Source organism: Rhodococcus sp. IEGM 1409, assembly GCF_030056735.1.
In the GTDB taxonomy this organism is placed as follows: Bacteria; Actinomycetota; Actinomycetes; order Mycobacteriales; family Mycobacteriaceae; genus Rhodococcus_F.
Genome location: NZ_JASHKN010000001.1, coordinates 860,613 through 879,007, shown reverse-complemented (window position 1 = coordinate 879,007; position 18,395 = coordinate 860,613). Strand labels below are relative to the sequence as shown.

Here is an 18,395-nt window from a genome sequence, read left to right as displayed (position 1 = left end):
CCGATCTGCTAGTTCGATCGAGTGAGCGAGTAGGTCCGGACATGAAGCAGTGCGGACGCGAGAAGGCCGACGGCAAGACCTGTTGCGGTGAAGGTGATCAGGTTCGGCTCGAGGTCGAAGTGGATAACGGCCGATGCCGGGAAGGGGTTCTGCGGGTCGCGCGGTTCGGGAAGGACCACCGAATAGAAGGTGGGCGGCCAGATTCGTCCGACACCGGCGACGGTGAGCCCGTAGGCCGCTCCGAAGATCGAAAGTGCAAGCGGAAGAACAAATCTTCTCCCACCTGTGTCGCGGGACAGGTGCCATCCCGTCGCGTTCAGTGTCGCCGACACGGCAATGGCGACGGCCGTTCCGACTGTCAGGAACCACGCAGTTGCGGGGAACCAATGTGGGGCGTCGACGTAGCTGTAGCCGTCGACAACCCACATGTATCCGGTCTTGCCGTCCTCCATCGGCGGCGGTGGCGGAGGTTGGATGCCGATATGTTCTGTTCGCATAGATGTCGTGGCAAATCGCCAGGCGAGCACTCCGAGGCCGCTCAACAGCAATCCGGTCGCGATGAAAACGGCGAAGAGTGGTTCTGCAACGCGGTCGCGAAGCCTCGTGAGTCGCATTCGAGGATCGTCTCATCTCGGCCCGAGATCGAGAGTCTTTGTCGGTGGCTTCCATTAGCTTGTGCGCATGACTCTCACACTCGGAATGATCACCTTCGACAGTCTCGATCCAGGTCCGCTTGCAACGTGGTGGGCAGCGCAGTTGGGCGGAAACATCGTCGAGGAGAACGACGGTTGGTTCTACATCGTCGCGGTCCCGGACAGTGCCACCAACTTCGCTTTCCAGAAGGTCCCGGATCCCACGGCAGGGAAGAATCGCATCCATCTCGATCTGGGGAGTCCGGATCTCGACGCCGAGGTGGCGCGACTCGTCGAGGCCGGGGCAACCGAACACCACCGCGAGAACATGGACGGTTTCCGCTGGGTGACGCTCCTCGATCCTGATGGGAACCAGTTCTGCGTGTCCGGTCCCCACGCCTGAGCCGACCGGTCCTGCGTCCACTTGATTCGCGCCCACTGATTTCGCGCCCGCTGATATCCCGGACACCGATTCGGGCATGATGAGGGGCATGACTTCTCAGACTTCTCGGACGTCTCAGACCGGGGCGGCTTCTCTGACCGGGGCCGACGCAGACGGCCTGTGCAGCTTCGTCGATTCGTCACCGTCGCCGTTCCATGTGTGCGCGACGGTGGCGACCGAGCTGACGGCCGGCGGGTTCGTCGAAGTCCACGAAACGCAGTCGTGGCCCGCCGAGCCCGGACGGTACTTCCTCGTTCGAGGCGGTTCGCTGATCGCCTGGAGCACCGAGGGCGTGGGAAGTACCGCTCCGTTCCGGATCGTCGGAGGTCATACCGACAGCCCGAACCTGCGGGTCAAACAGCATCCCGACCTCACTTCGGCCGGGTGGCAGATGGTGGGCCTCGAACCGTATGGCGGTGCGTGGCTGAACTCCTGGCTCGACCGCGATCTCGGTATCTCCGGACGATTGAGTGTCCGGGTGGGAAACACTGTGGAGCAGAAGCTGGTTCGCATCGACGACCCGATTCTTCGTGTTCCGCAGTTGGCTATCCACCTGTCCGAAGATCGCAAGGGCGTGACGCTGGATCCGCAGCGGCACGTCAACGGAATCTGGGGAGTGGGTTCGAAGCCCAAGTCGTTCATCGGTTTTGTCGCCGAGCGTGCGGGTGTGGCCGCGTCGTCGGTACTCGGCTGGGAGTTGATGACACACGACCTTGCGCCCAGCGCGGTGGTAGGTGTGGGCAAGGAATTGGTCAGCGCCCCCCGACTCGACAATCAGGGCACGTGTTATGCAGGGACACAAGCACTTCTGGCCGCAGTCGAGTCGCCAGGGCAGCAGGTCCCGGTGCTCGCACTCTTCGATCATGAAGAGGTTGGCAGCATGTCTGATCGCGGAGCTTTCTCGGACCTGCTGAACACAGTGCTCGAGCGAATCGTGTTGGGACGCAGGGGTGGCCGCGAAGAATTCCTGCAGGCGATGGCGGGCTCGGTATGCGCGTCGGGCGACATGGCTCACGCGACGCACCCCAACTACCCGGACCGCCACGAGCCCGCTCATCGGATCGAGATCAACGGTGGGCCGGTACTCAAGGTGAACCAGAACCTGCGGTACGCCACCGACGCTGCCGGTGCAGGCGAATTCGCGCTCGCCTGTGATCAGGCAGGAGTGCCCATGCAGCGCTACGTCCACCGCGCCGATCTGCCGTGCGGCTCCACCATCGGACCGATCACGGCATCACGCACCGGACTGTCCACCGTCGACGTCGGCGCGCCTCAGCTCGCGATGCACTCGGCGCGCGAGCTGATGGGGGCGGCAGATGTCCGCATGTATGCCGACGCGCTTGGTGCCTTCCTCACGCCGCGTAGTTAGAGGGGGCGTAGTTAAAGTGCTGGGAGCCCAGTGGGCGCGGCCGGTAGATCCTCGAAGAAGTCGGCGCTCGGTGTGAAGAACATCGAGCCCGTCATGGCCGTCGAGAAATCGAGCAGACGGTCGTAATTGCCGCGAGGGGAGCCGAGGAACATGTTCTCCAGCATCCGTTCGGTGATCGCCGGCGTGCGGCAGTAGCCGATGAAGAAGGTGCCGATCTCGTCGGCACCGAGGCGTCCGTACGGCATGTTGGCACGCAGGATCTCGAGAGCCTTGCCGTTTTCGTCCTCGATCGCGTTGAGGGCGACGTGCGAGTTGGCCGGCTTCACGTCGGACGTCATCTCGATGTCCTCGAGCTTGCTACGTCCGATCACACGCTCCTGCTCGTCGACGGTGATTGCTTCCCAGTCCCGCATCTTGTGGATGTAGCGCTGGATGTGGACGTAGCTGCCGCCTGCGAACTCGGGATCCTCGTTGCCGACCGTCACCGCGGCGACGGCGTCGCGGCCCACCGGATTCTCGGTGCCGTCGACGAAGCCGATGAGGTCGCGGTTCTCGAAGTACTGGAAGCCGTGAACTTCGTCGACGACGCTGGCCGCGCCGTGCAGTCGCTTCGTGATCTGCCGAGCCACCTCGAAACACGCGTCCATACTCATCGCGCGGATGTGGAAGAGCAGATCGCCGGGAGTCGACGGCGCCGAATGAACGTCACCCTGTAGAGCGGCGAATGGGTGCAGTAGCGCAGGGCGCGGACCGGCGAACAGTCGATCCCAGGCCATCGAACCGATGCTTGTCACCACATCCAAACCTGATCCGGGGACGCGCAGCCCCACGGCTCGCTGCAGACCCGCGACATCGGCGAGAAGTTCTCGTGTGGTGCTCTCGCCACCCGGATTTACGGTCGCGACCAGGAAAATTGCAGCCGGAGTGAGGGGAGTGGTCACCGACTGGGACTGTGCCGTGAGGTCGGACTGACGAACATCCTGGGGCATGCGAGGCCTTTCGAGGGAGAGAGTGGACCGGCCTGACCTTAAGAAAACCGACCGGATTACCCAAACCGGGACGGGTGTGACCGGCGATACTTCGCAGGCCCGGAGGTGTTGCGGGTGCTGCCGTCTGCGGAAGTCGTCGGCCCACACCGATAGACTGTCCCCCGGCACGTTCTTTCGTTGGGCACATTCGTGGTGCCCCGCTCCGCGCCGGCTTGCCTCTTGACTCCCGTAGGGAAGGGACCACTCTCCAGTGTCTGCTCACCAGGTCGATACCGTCACGCACGCATCGGCTGATCCCGATGCCGCTCAGCCGTTCAAGGAGCTCGGTCTCAAGGACGACGAATACGCACGCATCAAGGAGATCCTGGGCCGCCGTCCCACGGACGCCGAACTGGCGATGTACTCGGTGATGTGGAGCGAGCACTGCTCGTACAAGTCCTCCAAGGTCCACCTCGGATACTTCGGCAAGACCACCACCGACGAGATGCGCGCCAACATGCTGGCCGGTATCGGTGAGAACGCCGGCGTCGTCGACATCGGCGACGGCTGGGCAGTCACGTTCAAGGTCGAGAGCCACAACCACCCGTCGTACGTCGAGCCCTACCAGGGCGCGGCCACCGGAGTCGGCGGCATCGTCCGCGACATCATGGCCATGGGTGCGCGCCCGATCGCCGTCATGGACCAGTTGAGGTTCGGCGCTGCTGACGCCCCCGACACCCGTCGCGTCGTCGACGGTGTCGTGCGCGGTGTCGGTGGATACGGAAACTCCCTCGGCCTGCCGAACATCGGTGGCGAGACGGTCTTCGACGAGTCCTACGCAGGCAACCCGCTGGTCAACGCACTGGCAGCCGGCGTCATGCGCGTCGAGGATCTGCATCTGGCCTTCGCTTCGGGCGCAGGCAACAAGATCATCCTGTTCGGCGCACGCACCGGTCTCGACGGAATCGGCGGCGTTTCGGTCCTCGCGTCGGCGACGTTCGACGACGAGGGTGGAGACACCGGCGGACGTAAGAAGCTGCCCGCAGTTCAGGTTGGTGACCCCTTCACCGAGAAGGTGCTCATCGAGTGCTGTCTCGACCTTTACAAGGCCGGCCTCGTTGTCGGTATCCAGGACCTCGGCGGCGCCGGGCTGTCCTGCGCAACCTCCGAGCTCGCAGCAGCCGGCGACGGCGGCATGCACATCAACCTCGAGAAGGTTCCGATGCGCGCCACCGGCATGACCCCGGCCGAGGTGCTCTCGAGCGAATCACAGGAGCGCATGTGCGCCGTGGTCACGCCCGAGAACGTCGATGCGTTCATGGAGGTCTGCAAGAAGTGGGACGTCCTGGCCACCGACATCGGCGAGGTCACCGACGGTGAGCACCTCACCATCTCGTGGCACGGCGAGACCGTCGTCGACGTTCCCCCGCGCACAGTCGCTCACGAGGGCCCGGTCTACAACCGTCCCGTCGAGCGCCCGGCAAGCCAGGACGCGTTGATCGCGAACACGACCGCAGGCCTCGAGCGTCCCGAGACGGACGAAGAACTCGAAGCCACTTTGCTGAAGATGATCGCTTCGCCTGCCCTGTGCAGCCGCAAGTGGATCACCGAGCAGTACGACCGCTACGTCCGCGGCAACACCGTCCTGGCCGAGAACGCCGACGGCGGCGTCATCCGCATCGACGAGAAGACCGGACGCGGAATCGCGCTGTCCACCGACGCCTCGGGCCGCTACACCGCGCTCGATCCGTACACCGGTGCCCAGCTCGCGTTGGCCGAGGCTTTCCGCAACGTGGCAGTCACGGGCGCAACGCCCAAGGCCGTCTCCAACTGCCTCAACTTCGGTTCGCCCGAGGACCCGGGTGTCATGTGGCAGTTCCAGCAGGCTGTTCGCGGCCTCGCCGACGGCTGCGCCACCCTCGGTATCCCCGTCACCGGCGGCAACGTCAGCTTCTACAACCAGACCGGATCCACGGCGATCCTGCCGACGCCGGTGGTTGCCGTCCTCGGTGTGATCGACGACGTTCATCGCCGTATCCCGACGGGCCTCGGACTCGAGCCCGGCGAGACGCTGATCCTGCTCGGCGACACCCACGACGAGTTCGACGGTTCCATCTGGTCGCAGGTCGAGCACGGTCATCTCGGTGGCGTGCCGCCGAAGGTCGACCTGGCCCGCGAGCAACTGCTTGCGGACATCCTGCTCGCCTCCTCGCGTGACGGACTGGTCACCGCAGCCCACGACCTCTCCGAGGGTGGACTGGCCCAGGCCGTCGTCGAAGCCGCGCTGGCCGGCGAAACCGGTTGCCGCATCCTGATTCCCGAGGGCGCCGATCCGTTCGTCACCCTGTTCTCGGAATCGTCGGGACGCGTCCTCGTTGCAGTTCCGCGCACCGAAGAGACCCGCTTCACGGGTATGTGCACCGCCCGCGGCTTGCCGTGGACGCGTATCGGAGTCGTCGACGAGGGCAGTGATTCCGTCGAGGTCCAGGGACACTTCTCCGTCACGATGGCCAAGCTCCGTGAGGCCTTCGAGGGAACGCTGCCCGCACTGTTCGGGTGATAGATGGTCGATTCCGGAGAACTGACTTCTTCTGACAGCCAGCCGCAGGAACACCACCTGCGGCTGGCTGTTCCCGCATCCCTCGAGAAGCTCGACAACCGCTTCACCGAGTGGGCGTGGGGTCTCCTCAAGCTCGACTTCACCGGCATCGCGTTTGCCGCGTTCTTCTTCTGCTGGTCCTTGACTCCTTCGCTGCTGCCGCGAGATTGGCTTTTCCAAGGTCTGATCGGCGGCATCAACTCGGCCATCGGCTACGGCGTCGGTACCGCGATCGGCTGGGCCGTCGAGCGATACCTGCTCAGCGGTCGACGGTGGTGGCCACTGCCCGAACCGGTGCCCTCCGCGATCAAGGTCTTCGTTCCGGTCGCGTCCATCGTCGCGGCGATCATCATGCTGGTCTACGCGGCCGGGTGGCAACGCGAAATCGCTGCGCTGACCGATGCCGAAGGCACAACCACCTCGGGCTACATCCGAACACTCGGACTGAGCCTTCTCGTCGGCGGTCTGCTCATCTCGATCTGGCGGGTCCTCCACGATCTGGTGAAACTGATTGCCCGACAGTTGATGCGACGGTTCCACTGGTCACGGTCGGTGGCCAATGGTGTCGGCGTCCTGGTTGTCACTGTTCTGTTCTTCATGCTGGTCGACGGCGTCCTGGTCCGCGGAATCTACGCCGCGACCAACTCGATCTTCAGTCTGCAGAACTCGACCACTCGCGACGGCGTCGTGGAACCGCAGGATCCGATGAAATCGGGTAGCCCCGAATCTGCGGCTCCCTGGGACACATTGGGGTTCGAGGGACGAAACTTCGTCTCGCGCGGACTCGATGCGCAGGAACTCGACGCGGCAACCGGTAAGCCTGCAATGGATCCGATTCGCGTGTACGCCGGCCTCGAAAGCGCCGAAGATCCCGAAGAGCGCATGGATCTGATCATCAAAGAACTGGAGAGGACCGGCGCCTTCCAGCGCAAGGTTCTCGTGGTCATTCCGACGACGGGTACGGGGTGGGTCAATCCCACTGCAGCGCAGGCGATCGAGCTTGTACATGGCGGCGACACTGCCCTTGTCGCCAGCCAGTACTCCTATCTACCGAGTTGGATCTCGTTCCTCGCAGACCAGGAGAAGGCGCAAGCTGCCGGACGCCTGTTGATCGAGCGGGTGCACGAAAGATGGCTCCAGGAACCGGAAGCCACCAGGCCGAAGTTCATGGTCTACGGCGAGAGCCTCGGCGTCATGGCCGGCGCCGGAGCCTTCGACACACTGCAAGCGGCGCGAGATACCGCCGACGGAATTCTGTGGGTGGGCCCACCGAACGCGACGCAGTTGTGGCGTTCGATCGAGAAGAGGCGCGATCCCGGCACCCCCGAAGTAGCGCCCGTCTACGCGGACGGCCTGGCCGGCGTGCGGTTCGCGGATCGCTCCGAAGACATTCCGACCGACGGGATGACGTGGCCGGAGCCGCGAGTTCTGTTTGTCCAGCACCCTTCCGATCCGGTGGTGTGGTGGTCACCCGACCTCATGTTCAATCGCCCTGAGTGGCTCGAGGAAGTACCCGGATTCGACCGTTCCCCGTCGATGAAATGGTTCCCGGTCGTGACGTTCTGGCAGGTGTCCGCAGACCTTGGCAACGCCGCGGGAGTTCCGGACGGTCATGGTCACAATTACGGAACCTCCGTTCTGGATGCCTGGATCAGCGTTGCCCAGCCCGAGGGATGGACGACTGCGGATACCGAGCGTGCGCGGGCAGCGCTGGTGGTCGCCGTGAAATCCGAGGGCCCGGAGAAGTGAGGGGAGCAGCCTCGATCGCGCTCTCCGCCGCCGCGATCACGTGGAGCAACGTCGTGCTTCCGGCATTCGGTCTTTCGCCTCGTACCCGCGCCGTGGTCAACACCGCGGCCGGTCTGTCGGCCATCGGAATCCTACTCGCACGTGGTTACACCCGCGAGGAACTCGGTTTGGCGCACACCGGAATTCGTGGTGGTGCTCAGTTCGGCGGAGCCGCGGCGGGGGCGGTCCTCACCGGCTACAGCGTCGCTTTGGCTGTTCCCTCGTTGCGCGCGACTCTCGCTGCCGACGAGCGAGCAGACGGCCGCGAAGACTTCCTCGAATGGATTATCCTGCACATCCCGTTCGGCACGGTGCTCTCCGAGGAACTGTTGTTCCGCAGCGCGATGTCCGCGGTCTGGAACCGTGAACTGAACAGGCCGACCGCTCAGGCTGTTCACGCACTGACCTTCGGGTTGTGGCATGTCGCCCCCGCCCGCGGTGCCGGCGACAACGTTCCCGCAGCGGTGGCATTCACCGGCGCTTCGGCATTGCTGTTCGAGTGGCTGCACCGCCGGGGCGGCAGCGTGCTTGCCCCCGCCCTGCTGCACCTGGCCACGAATGCCGGTGGCGCACTCGCCGTTCGTATCGCTACTCGCAGACAGGGAGTGAACTGATGCCGCCCCGCCGCGCCGTCGACCCCGCCGAATTTCGTGCCGCCGTGCTGGCCGTCGGCCCGTGGCTTCGAGATCCGGATCTTCCGAAGCCTTCTCGCAGTGAACTCGGTGCGGCAGTGAAGATGAGTGCGCGCACTCTCGAACAGATCGCCCCCGGATCGAGCGTCGAGGTGCGGGTCCCGCCGTTTGTTGCGGTGCAGTGCATCGAAGGTCCGCGTCACACCCGCGGAACCCCGCCCAACGTCGTCGAGACGGACGCTCGTACCTGGTTGCAGATGGTCACCGGACTCCTCGAGTTTTCCGAGGCCGCAGGTGACGGACGAGTCGACGCATCAGGTAGCCGCGCCCCCGAAATAGCGCACTGGCTCCCACTGCTGCGGTTGGTGTAGTAGAGACCGCCCGGTTCGCTTCGGCGTGATCTGAGGCCCAAGGCTGCCCTCAGGGTAAGTAGGTCCCAAAATGGCCGTAGACTGTGGATGCCCCCCAACCCCTGCCCACAAAGGGAGCGCCCGGTGACTCGTGCCGATCTGTCGGTCAACAGTCCAAATCTCCTCGCTTCGAACCCGTCCGACGAGGACGAGAACGAGCCCCGCGAAGAATGCGGTGTATTCGGCGTTTGGGCGCCGGGAGAGGATGTGGCGAAGCTCACTTATTACGGCCTGTACGCACTTCAGCACCGTGGTCAAGAAGCTGCCGGCATTGCGGTAGCCGACGGCTCCCAGGTGTTGGTGTTCAAGGATCTCGGCCTGGTCAGCCAGGTATTCGACGAGCAGACCCTCGCAGCGATGCCAGGTCATGTCGCCATCGGACATTGCCGTTATTCGACGACAGGTTCCACGACGTGGGAGAACGCGCAGCCCATCTTCCGTACGACCACTGCCGGTACGGGTATCGCGCTCGGCCACAACGGCAACCTGGTGAACACCGCTGAACTGGCGAGCCGCACTCGTGCAGCCGGCCTGGTCAACGACAAGCGCCCGAATGCCGCGAGTTCCGACTCCGACCTCATCGGTGGTCTGCTGGCTCACGCCGCCGCGGACAGCACCATCGAACAAGCCGCCATGGAGCTTCTCCCCACGCTCGAGGGCGCGTTCTGCCTCACTTTCATGGACGAGCACACGCTCTACGCAGCGCGTGATCCACACGGCATCCGTCCCCTGTGCCTCGGTCGCCTCGACCGCGGTTGGGTGGTAGCCAGCGAGACCGCAGCCCTCGACATCGTCGGCGCGTCGTTCGTCCGCGACATCGAGCCGGGCGAGCTGCTCGCGATCGACGCAGACGGCGTCCGCTCCTCGCGTTTCGCGAACCCGACGCCCAAGGGCTGCGTCTTCGAGTACGTCTACCTTGCCCGTCCCGACAGCGTCATCGGTGGCCGTTCGGTCCACTCCACTCGCGTCGAGATCGGTCGCCTGCTCGCCAGCGAGCATCCCGCCGAAGGTGACTTGGTCATCCCCGTTCCCGAGTCCGGCACCCCCGCTGCCGTCGGGTACGCACAGGGCTCAGGCATCCCCTACGGCCAGGGTCTGATGAAGAACGCCTACGTCGGCCGTACCTTCATCCAGCCGTCGCAGACGATCCGTCAGCTCGGCATCAGGCTCAAGCTCAACCCGCTCAAGGAAGTTATTCGCGGCAAGCGCCTTGTGGTGGTGGACGATTCGATCGTTCGCGGCAACACTCAGCGTGCGCTCATCCGGATGCTCCGTGAAGCCGGCGCTCTCGAAATTCACGTCCGCATCGCTTCGCCGCCGGTCAAGTGGCCCTGCTTCTACGGCATCGACTTCGCCTCACCGGCCGAGTTGATCGCCAACGGAGCGGGCGGACAGGACGCGACGTTCGAGGAAATGCTCGACGGTGTGCGTCGCTCCATCGGAGCAGACACCCTCGGATACATCTCCACCGAAGGCATGATCGCCGCCACCGAGCAGCCGGCCAGCCGTCTGTGCGCCGCGTGCTTCGACGGGACCTACCCGATCGCGCTTCCCAAGGAAACGTCGATCGGCAAGAACGTCCTCGAGGGGATGCTCGAGAGCACCGCAGGTTCGACGGCCACTCGCGGCAACGACAACGCGAGCGCGCTCAGCCGCCCCTGAACACCGCAAGCGCTGAACACCGCAAGCGCTGAACTGTAAGCATTGAATACCGGAAGCATTGAATACCGGAAGCACTGAAAATCGATAGCCGAGAATCTGCCGTCCACAGCATGCGGGCGGCAGATTTTCTGTTCCATCGCCTTTTGATCTGTTCAGCGACGCGATCTATTCCACGACACGGCATACGTCGTGAGCATCTGGCATAGTGCCCTCCGTGGCGCAACTGAGAATGGATGGGCACCGGGTACTGGTCGCAGACCTGGTGGGGGACACCATCAAAGCGATCAACGGCTCGATGGTGGCGTACGAGGGTGCGGTCACCTTCAAGAACGCCGGTATGGGCGGTGGCGGCGGGTTACGTGCCGCGCTGAAACAGAAGGCGGCAGGCGAATCACTGTCCCTGATGGAAGTCAGTGGTCAAGGCACCGTCTACTTCGCGGTCGACGCCCAGGACATCACGATAATCGAGCTCGACAACGACGCTCTGCACGTCGAAGCCTCACAATTGCTCGCACTGGTCGGGCAGCTGCGAACCGATGTGAAATTTGCCGGCCTCCGCGGCGCAGGTTCCGGACAGGGCTTGTTCACGACGGTCGTCAGCGGCAGCGGTCTGGTGGCCGTGCTGTCGAAGGGCGGACCGATCATCGCGCTCGAAGTCAGCCCGCAGTATCCGCTGGTTGCGGATCCCGACGCCTTCGTCGCTCACCGCGGCCAGCTGAACCAGAGCTTCGTCACCGACGTCACCTGGCGCTCCGCGATCGGCGGTGGCAGCGGTGAAGCCTTCTCGCTGCGATTCGACGGATCCGGAGTCGTCTACATCCAGCCCGAGGAGCGCTGACCCATGCCGTTGGAATTGGTGAACAGCAAGGTCGTCAAGTCGACCCTCGCACCGGGACAGAACGTGCTCGCCCGCACCGGGTCGATGCTCTACTACACCGGCGACGTCCGCTTCATCCCGCACAGCATGGGCGGTGGGCCTGGCGCCATGCCGAACATGGGCGGTATCGCCGGGATGGCCGGCCGCATGATGTCCGGCGAACACGCACGAATGATGGCGGCCGAGGGAAACGGTGAGGTCTTCTACGGGCACGCCGGTCTTTACGTCGAGGTCATCCATCTCGACGGTTCGTCGATGCTCACGGTCGAAGCCGACCGGCTCCTCGCACACGACGGTTACCTGCAGAGTTCGATAGTCGCTCTCACGTCGCAGGGTGGTGTGCGCGGCGCGGTCCGCGGCGCCATGACCGGTCAAGGACTGTTCACGACGCAGTTGCACGGACAGGGGAGCGTCGCGGTCCTCTCTCATGGGGGCGCGATTCCGTTGCAGGTCGGTCCGAACAATCCTCAGGTCGTCGTCGACCCGCAGGCGTACGTGTGCCACATCGGTCAGATCAACGTCGACATCTCCGCGAACGTCGGGTGGCGCGAGGCCGTCGGCAAGGGCTCGGGGGAGTCCATCCAGCTGAAGATGACCGGCGTCGGCACCGTCTGGGTCCAGGCGTCCGAGCAGAAGTTCTGAGAGGGCACAGAGCATGGGTATCGAAATTCACAATCCGGCAACTCTGCCCGCCAACGACAACGTCCCGGGCAACGATTACGCCTTCTGCGTCGAGATGGCCGGGCAGCCGTGGTTCACGTCCAAAGGCGCGATGATCGCGTACTACGGAAACATCAACTTCGAGCCGCTCGGGCGAACGAGCATGACGGCGATAGTCGCGGCCAGGTTCTCTTCGCCGCTCTATGCGGACGACTGGGTGCTCGCCCAGGGACAGGGCAAGTTGATCCTCGGTGACCGCGGATTCAACATCAATTCCTACGACCTCGACGACGGCAACCTCACGATTCGTGCGGCGAATCTCCTCGCCTTCGAGACGAGCCTGGACCTCAAACAGTCCATCGTCCCAGGCTTTTTGACGCTACTGGGGACGGGCAAGTTTCTGGCGTCGTCCAACGGACCGGTCATGTTCGCGGAGCCGCCGCTACGTATCGACCCGCAGGCATTGGTGGGTTGGGCTGACTGCCCGTCACCGTCCCATCACTTCGACGCAGACTGGATGCAGAGCTTCCTGGGCGCGGTTCGTGGAAGCATGTTCGGCGCGAACACCGGCGAGGAACGCCAGTTCGATTTCACCGGAGCCGGGACGGTGCTGATTCAGTCGAGCGAGAAGGTCGTCCATGACGGGCACCTCCTCAAACACATAGAATCCGAGACCGTTGCACTCGGGCAGAACAGTCTGCGGGCACTGCACTCTTCAATCGGCGCGCGGCTGCAGAACTGACGTCTCGAGGTACGCGAGGTCTCACCGAGGGTGCCGGTCCGGTAGCGTATGGGCGTAATCGTCGGTATTTGTGTGCGCGTTCTGGGTCTCGAGTCGAACGATCCACCTTGCGTCACGAGGATTGCAAACACTTCACATTGCAAGACCACTTACCTGTGCACGAGCAACACGTGCTCGCGAGAAATACAAGGCTGGAGTAGTAACCCGATGACCGAGGACAGTCACCGCACCGCAGGCGCCTCCTACGCGGCAGCAGGAGTCGATATCGCCGCAGGCGACCGGGCGGTGGAACTCTTCGCCCCTCTGGCCAAGAAGGCCAGCCGCCCCGAGGTCATGGGTGGCCTCGGTGGTTTCGCCGGCTTGTTCTCCCTCAAGGGTGACTACAAGGAGCCGCTGCTCGCCGCATCGACCGACGGCGTCGGAACCAAGCTCGCTGTCGCCCAGGCGATGGACAAGCACGACACAGTCGGACTCGACCTCGTCGCCATGGTCGTCGACGACCTCGTCGTCTGTGGCGCAGAGCCGCTGTTCCTCCAGGACTACATCGCTGTCGGCCGGGTCATCCCCGAACGCGTCGCGGAATTGGTCAGCGGAATCGCCGAGGGCTGCATCCAGGCCGGCTGCGCTCTCCTCGGTGGCGAGACCGCGGAGCACCCCGGCATCATGGCCGACGGTGACTACGACCTCTCCGCCACCGGCGTCGGCGTCGTGGAGGCCGAGAAGCTGCTCGGACCGGACCGCGTTCGCCCCGGCGACGTCGTCATCGCCATGGGTTCGTCGGGACTGCACTCCAACGGTTACTCGCTGGCCCGCAAGGTCCTGCTCGAGATCGACCGGATGAACCTGAGCGCACACGTCGACGAGTTCGGCCGCACGCTCGGTGAGGAACTGCTCGAGCCCACCAAGATCTACGCCAAGGACTGCCTGGCACTCGCTGCCGAGACCGACGTGCGCACCTTCTGCCACGTCACCGGTGGCGGCCTCGCCAACAACCTCGCGCGCGTCATGCCCAAGGGCCTGGTCGCCGAACTCGATCGCGGAACCTGGAGCCCCGCTCCGGTCTTCGCGATGATCGCGCAGCGCGGACGCGTCGAGCGCGCCGAGATGGAGCAGACCTTCAACATGGGCGTCGGCATGGTCGCCGTAGTCGCGCCCGAGGACGTCGACCGTGCGCTGGCCGTCCTCACCGCACGCCATATCGACTGCTGGACCCTCGGTAGCGTCAAGAAGGCATCGGACGCCGCTGCAGAGCGTGCGTTCCTGGCCGGAGACCACCCGCGCTTCTAGCAACACCAGTGCTTGAGAACACCTGCCACGTCAACTGCCCCATCGGAGAGATCCGGTGGGGCAGTTTTGTTTCCATCGAAGCGCAGGCTTGAGCGAAAAAATGGAACGCAAAAATGAGGAAGAGCGATCAGCTCTTCCTCATTTCACAGTCTGCGCGGTGGCAGTGCGCGGTCAACGCCGCCAGTCGTCGTAGTCGTCCTCTCGCGCATGCCCTTCCCTATCGGAAGTCTGGTCCGATCGGACACTGCTCCGATGCGAGTTGGTCGATCCACCTGCGAGCTCTCTTTGCAGGCTGTCGAAATCCGTGGTCGGTACGCTGTATTTCAATTCGCGTGCAACCTTGGTCTGCTTTGCCTTAGCCCGGCCGCGGCCCATGGCTGACCCCCTCGCGCTTTCGCGGGGCGGCCTGGGGAATTTGGCGGCCCCGTTTGAGTGTGTAAGTTTCCTGACACACACTCTAGCGTGGAAAAGTCGCTTCCGCTTCCACGAAGGCCTCACTGCCGTGTCTGATTGCTCTCACTATGGCCGCGAGCTGCCAGGATGCTGAAAGAACTCGTCAGAACTTTGTGAGAACTGCTCAGAAGTTTCCCGGAATTGCGCGAATCGTCCCCACTCGGGCGTCGCCGCCGAAGACCGGAGCGGAAGCAAGAGCCGCCAACTCCTCGGTCCACTCCGTGTTCATCCGCTTGAGCAGAGCTGCCGCCAACGGCAGGAGCGCCCGCTCGTGACCGTCGTCGATCTTGACGGCGAAAGCGGAACCGTCGGGAAGCGCTCCGGCGTAGATGCCGTCGTATCCGGTCTTGGAGAACAGGCCCGGCACCGCGGACATCAGGCGCTGATCGTTGCGACCCGTGCCCGAGACGAGGAAGGGGTTCTCGCGGACCGCGTCGGCTACCGCTCGTTCAGGGGAGTCGGGCTCAGCCGAGGGCAGGCGTCCGAATGCCCGAGCCAGATTCGTGAGCGAGAGCGGCACGATCGGGAGACCACAACCGTCGATGCCGAGTTCCTGCTCTTCCTCGCCACTGAGATCGAAGATCGTCGCCTGGATCGCGAGCTGCAGGGGATGAGTCGGCTCCATGTACGTCTCGAGCGGCCAGTCGTTCACGACGCACGTCGCGAGCATCGCGGAGTGCTTGCCCGAGCAGGTCATGTAGATCGGGCTGGGAAGCTCGCCCGCGGCGATCAGTTCGGCTCGGGCAAGTTCGTTGCCCGGGAGGTCCGACGGGCACTGCAGCTGGTCGACGCCGAGCTGGTACCGAGCGAGAAGAGCCGCGACCAACTCGATGTGATCAGCCTCGCCCGCGTGTGAGGACGACGCGACGGCCAACTCTTCCGGGCCGGTGGGTGCAAAGCCGTTACGAAGCGCAGCGACGGCTTGCAACGGCTTGTTCGCCGAGCGCGGGTAGATGGGCGTGTGGATTTCCCCGAGTCCGACAACGACCTCTCCGTCGGCGCCGAGAATGACGGCCGATCCGCGATGCACGCATTCGCGGAATCCGGAGCGGACCACTTCCACCAATTCGATACTCACGAGTGCACCTGCGCTTCTGCTTGTTCGATGAACCTCTGGACGCGCGCGGCGACGTTCGGTGCAAGATCGGTGTGTTCCGCGAGCAGCCGTCGAAGCCGCTCAGGGTCCGTTCCGGCGAAGATCTCTCGAACAGTCACTCCGTGATCCGGTACGTGGACTCGGGTGACCGAGTCGCCCGCGGCGATCGTGCCGGTCCGGTTGACGCGAAGGTAGGCGCCGACGTCGGTCCGCTCGGTGAATCTCTTGACCCAGCCCTTTTCCGCCGCCCAAATGCCGAACGTGCCACACGGGACGCGGGGAGCAGTCACCTCGAGTTCGAGAACATCCGACGCCTCGGCTCCGGTGATGTGCCAACGCTCGCCGATCACAGCGTCCGTGACAAGCATCCCGCTGATGTGGAGATTCTCGCCGAACCATCCGGGGCCGAGAGGTCGGCCCAATTCGTCCGACCAACGCTGCGCTTCGTCGCGCTGATAGGCGTAGACAGCTTGGAAGGCGCCGCCGTGGAACTCGGTGTCGCAGACGTAGTCGCCGCCGAGTCCGAGTCGTCCTACCGCGACACGGCCGTCGACGGGACGCTTGTCGATCGCGGTTCGTGGGACTCGTCTGACGCCACTGTCACGTTCGGTGTGGACGACGCAGACCGCGTCGACGATGCCCGTCACTTTCCGCGCAATCGGTTGACAGCCTCACGTCCGGCCTGGGGTGCGTCGTCCGCGACGATCGAATCCGGATCGATGGACGCGGCACTGGGTCCGGCCATGAGTTCGGTGTCGACCGGAATGTTGCGCTTGATCAGAGCGAGCGCAATGGGGCCGAGTTCGTGATGATTGACGACGGTTCCGACGCGTCCGACGGCTCGTCCGCCCGCCGTGATCGGGTCACCCGGTTCCGGGACGGCTTCGGCGCTGCCGTCGAGGTGCAACATGACGAGATGGCGCGGCGGCTTGCCGAGATTGTGAACCCGGGCGACGGTTTCCTGACCGCGGTAGCAGCCCTTGTCGAGGTGGACGGCGCCGTGCTCAGCCGGACCGCCGATCCAGTGGACCTCGTGCGGGATCGTCCGCTCGTCGGTGTCCAGTCCGAGGCGAGGCCTCGTCGCTTCGACGCGCAGTGCCTCGAATGCCCAACTTCCGGCGGGCTTCGCGCCGGCATCGGTCAGCTTGGTCCACCACACTGCCAATTGCTCGCGAGGGACGAGCAGATCGAAAGAGTTCTCGGTGGGCCACGGCATGCGGCGGACAAATCCGCCGTCGGCCAACGCGAGAGCGTCGTAGGCCTCGGTTGGTGTCTGAACCCCGAGTGCGGCGAGGACGGAAGACGCCTCGGGTCCGATCAGGCTCAGGACCGCGAGTTCGTTGCCGTCTCGAGGTTCGGCCTTGGACCAGAACACCATCTTCTTCAAGAAGGAGAGGAGGTCCGGTCCGCGGTCGGCCTCGGTGTCGATCCAGGTGACACCTGCCAGGTCTGTCTGCACGAAATGGTGCTCGACGCGTCCGTTGACGTCCAGGCTCAGATTCTCGGCGCTCTTGCCGTCGGGGAGCGCGGCGATGTGCTGACTCGAGATCGTGTGCAACCAGGTGAGGCGTTCGTCGCCGGGAATGGCGATCACGAATCTGTGACTGCGGTCGACCACCACCGCTGCGCGCTGCGCGGTTCGCTGTTCACCGAGAGGATCGCCGTAGTGCCATGCGACACCGATGTCGGCCGAACCGTCCGGTGCGGTGACCGCGCCGGGGGAAGTCAGAAGTGGGCTGTTGGGCACAAGAGCGTTGTCGACCACAAGACCAGTCTAGGAGTGTGGGCGGGATCGCGGTTACAGGGCGGCCCCGGCGGCTTCGCGGATCGTTAGGGTTGATGGCATGCCTGATCGCGTATTGGTGACTCTCGACCATGAGGTGCTCGATGCTGACGCACCGTTTCTGCACGCCGACGACCTGGCGGTGGTGCGCGGCGACGGAGTCTTCGAGACGCTGTTGGTGCGCGATGGTCGGGCGCGGGTGGTCGAGGGGCACCTGAGTCGACTGGTTCTGAGTGCGCGGGCACTGGGTCTGCCCGCCCCCGTTCTCGATGACTGGCGTCTGGCGATCGAGATGGCTGCCGAGGAGTGGGGGACAGAGGAGGAAGGCGCTCTTCGTCTCGTTCTGACCCGCGGCCGTGAGAGCGGTGACAAGCCGACGGCCTTCGTGATGGTGGGTCCGGTGGCCGATCGGGTCAGGCAGGTCCGCGAATCGGGGCTGTCGGTGATGACTCTCGAGCGAGGTTTTTCTGTCGATCTCTCTGCCCGGGCGCCCTGGCAGCTACTGGGCGCGAAGACGTTGTCCTACGCAACCAACATGGCAGCGCTCCGATATGCGGCGAATTTGGGGGCCGACGATGTGATCTTCGTCAGTTCCGAGGGCAATGTGTTGGAGGGGCCACGCTCGACAGTGGTGATCGTTCGGGACAGGACTTTGATCACACCGCCTCCCGCGCAGGGCATTTTGATGGGTACCACGCAGCGTGCCCTGTTCGACGTTGCCGGCAGTGCTCGCTTCGATTGCCGGTACGAAACCCTCCGACCTGCGGATTTGATTGCGGCCGACGGAGTGTGGATGGTTTCGAGCGTCACGCTGGCCGCGCGTGTCCATACACTCGACGGGCTCGCATTGCCAGAGCCGAAGGTCTCCGAGGAATTCGTGGAATTGGTTGAACGTGCAATTGATTCGGATTCAGCAGGGCGATAGGCGAATAGGAATCGCGACAGGTCTCTACTACATTTGGTAGTAGCAAAGTCCTGCGGTCCAAACCGGACAG

At 64.2% G+C, this 18,395-nt stretch carries 18 protein-coding genes; 12 read left to right on the top strand and 6 right to left on the bottom strand.

All coding sequences use genetic code 11. The features are described 5' to 3' along the window. Positions 1 to 8 precede the first annotated feature (8 nt). Positions 9 to 614 (bottom strand): hypothetical protein, encoded by a 606-nt coding sequence (locus QM716_RS04330; protein WP_283302594.1) that lies wholly within the window; start codon positions 612 to 614, stop codon positions 9 to 11. A 67-nt stretch (positions 615 to 681) separates the two neighbouring features. Between QM716_RS04330 and QM716_RS04325 the strand changes: the two genes are divergently transcribed. Beyond that, positions 682 to 1,035 (top strand): VOC family protein, encoded by a 354-nt coding sequence (locus tag QM716_RS04325; RefSeq protein WP_020970627.1) that lies wholly within the window; start codon positions 682 to 684, stop codon positions 1,033 to 1,035. 88 nt (positions 1,036 to 1,123) lie between these two features. Beyond that, entirely contained in the window at positions 1,124 to 2,443 is a 1,320-nt protein-coding gene (locus QM716_RS04320; protein WP_283302593.1) for a M18 family aminopeptidase, read from the top strand. An 11-nt stretch (positions 2,444 to 2,454) separates the two neighbouring features. Here QM716_RS04320 and QM716_RS04315 read toward each other — a convergent pair whose 3' ends face one another. Beyond that, positions 2,455 to 3,432 carry a Dyp-type peroxidase gene (locus tag QM716_RS04315; RefSeq protein WP_283302592.1) on the bottom strand — a complete coding sequence of 326 codons (978 nt, stop codon included), beginning with the start codon at positions 3,430 to 3,432 and terminating at the stop codon, positions 2,455 to 2,457. A gap of 250 nt (positions 3,433 to 3,682) precedes the next feature. Here QM716_RS04315 and purL point away from each other — a divergent pair, with 250 nt between their 5' ends. From purL to purM, 9 genes are all read left to right on the top strand, one after another. Next, positions 3,683 to 5,971, top strand: coding sequence for a phosphoribosylformylglycinamidine synthase subunit PurL (gene purL, locus QM716_RS04310; protein WP_230814683.1), 2,289 nt, complete (start codon positions 3,683 to 3,685; stop codon positions 5,969 to 5,971). A gap of 3 nt (positions 5,972 to 5,974) precedes the next feature. Beyond that, entirely contained in the window at positions 5,975 to 7,759 is a 1,785-nt protein-coding gene (locus QM716_RS04305) for an alpha/beta hydrolase (protein ID WP_283302591.1), read from the top strand. Beyond that, positions 7,756 to 8,412 carry a CPBP family intramembrane glutamic endopeptidase gene (locus QM716_RS04300; protein ID WP_283302590.1) on the top strand — a complete coding sequence of 219 codons (657 nt, stop codon included), beginning with the start codon at positions 7,756 to 7,758 and terminating at the stop codon, positions 8,410 to 8,412. The genes QM716_RS04305 and QM716_RS04300 overlap by 4 nt, the downstream gene beginning before the upstream one ends. After that, positions 8,412 to 8,801: a sterol carrier family protein gene (locus tag QM716_RS04295; protein ID WP_283302589.1), complete on the top strand. Its 390-nt coding sequence runs from the start codon at positions 8,412 to 8,414 to the stop codon at positions 8,799 to 8,801. The genes QM716_RS04300 and QM716_RS04295 overlap by 1 nt, the downstream gene beginning before the upstream one ends. A 123-nt stretch (positions 8,802 to 8,924) precedes the next feature. Continuing rightward, the gene (gene purF, locus QM716_RS04290) at positions 8,925 to 10,502 is read left to right on the top strand and encodes an amidophosphoribosyltransferase (protein ID WP_283302588.1); all 1,578 of its coding nucleotides are present in this window, start codon (positions 8,925 to 8,927) and stop codon (positions 10,500 to 10,502) included. A 229-nt stretch (positions 10,503 to 10,731) separates the two neighbouring features. Then, complete coding sequence (locus QM716_RS04285; protein ID WP_283303063.1) at positions 10,732 to 11,340, top strand: AIM24 family protein; 609 nt, start codon at positions 10,732 to 10,734, stop codon at positions 11,338 to 11,340. A gap of 3 nt (positions 11,341 to 11,343) precedes the next feature. Next, positions 11,344 to 12,021 carry an AIM24 family protein gene (locus QM716_RS04280; protein WP_283302587.1) on the top strand — a complete coding sequence of 226 codons (678 nt, stop codon included), beginning with the start codon at positions 11,344 to 11,346 and terminating at the stop codon, positions 12,019 to 12,021. Positions 12,022 to 12,034: 13 nt separating this feature from the next. Beyond that, the gene (locus QM716_RS04275; RefSeq protein ID WP_019745100.1) at positions 12,035 to 12,781 is read left to right on the top strand and encodes an AIM24 family protein; all 747 of its coding nucleotides are present in this window, start codon (positions 12,035 to 12,037) and stop codon (positions 12,779 to 12,781) included. 207 nt (positions 12,782 to 12,988) lie between these two features. Then, on the top strand, positions 12,989 to 14,068 hold the full coding sequence (gene purM / locus QM716_RS04270; RefSeq protein WP_003940225.1) for a phosphoribosylformylglycinamidine cyclo-ligase: 1,080 nt from the start codon (positions 12,989 to 12,991) through the stop codon (positions 14,066 to 14,068). A 171-nt stretch (positions 14,069 to 14,239) separates the two neighbouring features. Here the strand turns inward: purM and QM716_RS04265 are convergent, their stop codons facing one another. The 4 genes from QM716_RS04265 to ygfZ form a co-directional block, all read right to left on the bottom strand. Further along, positions 14,240 to 14,443 (bottom strand): DUF3073 domain-containing protein, encoded by a 204-nt coding sequence (locus QM716_RS04265; RefSeq protein ID WP_003940337.1) that lies wholly within the window; start codon positions 14,441 to 14,443, stop codon positions 14,240 to 14,242. A 202-nt stretch (positions 14,444 to 14,645) separates the two neighbouring features. After that, positions 14,646 to 15,599, bottom strand: a complete 954-nt coding sequence (locus QM716_RS04260) for an asparaginase (RefSeq protein ID WP_283302586.1) — start codon at positions 15,597 to 15,599, stop codon at positions 14,646 to 14,648. Continuing rightward, positions 15,596 to 16,264 carry an MOSC domain-containing protein gene (locus QM716_RS04255; RefSeq protein WP_283302585.1) on the bottom strand — a complete coding sequence of 223 codons (669 nt, stop codon included), beginning with the start codon at positions 16,262 to 16,264 and terminating at the stop codon, positions 15,596 to 15,598. The genes QM716_RS04260 and QM716_RS04255 overlap by 4 nt, the downstream gene beginning before the upstream one ends. After that, a complete protein-coding gene (gene ygfZ, locus QM716_RS04250) occupies positions 16,261 to 17,382 on the bottom strand; it encodes a CAF17-like 4Fe-4S cluster assembly/insertion protein YgfZ (protein WP_283302584.1) in 1,122 nt (373 codons plus the stop codon). The genes QM716_RS04255 and ygfZ overlap by 4 nt, the downstream gene beginning before the upstream one ends. Positions 17,383 to 17,461: 79 nt before the next feature. Here ygfZ and QM716_RS04245 point away from each other — a divergent pair, with 79 nt between their 5' ends. After that, entirely contained in the window at positions 17,462 to 18,325 is an 864-nt protein-coding gene (locus tag QM716_RS04245) for an aminodeoxychorismate lyase (RefSeq protein ID WP_283302583.1), read from the top strand. The last annotated feature ends 70 nt before the right edge of the window (positions 18,326 to 18,395 follow it).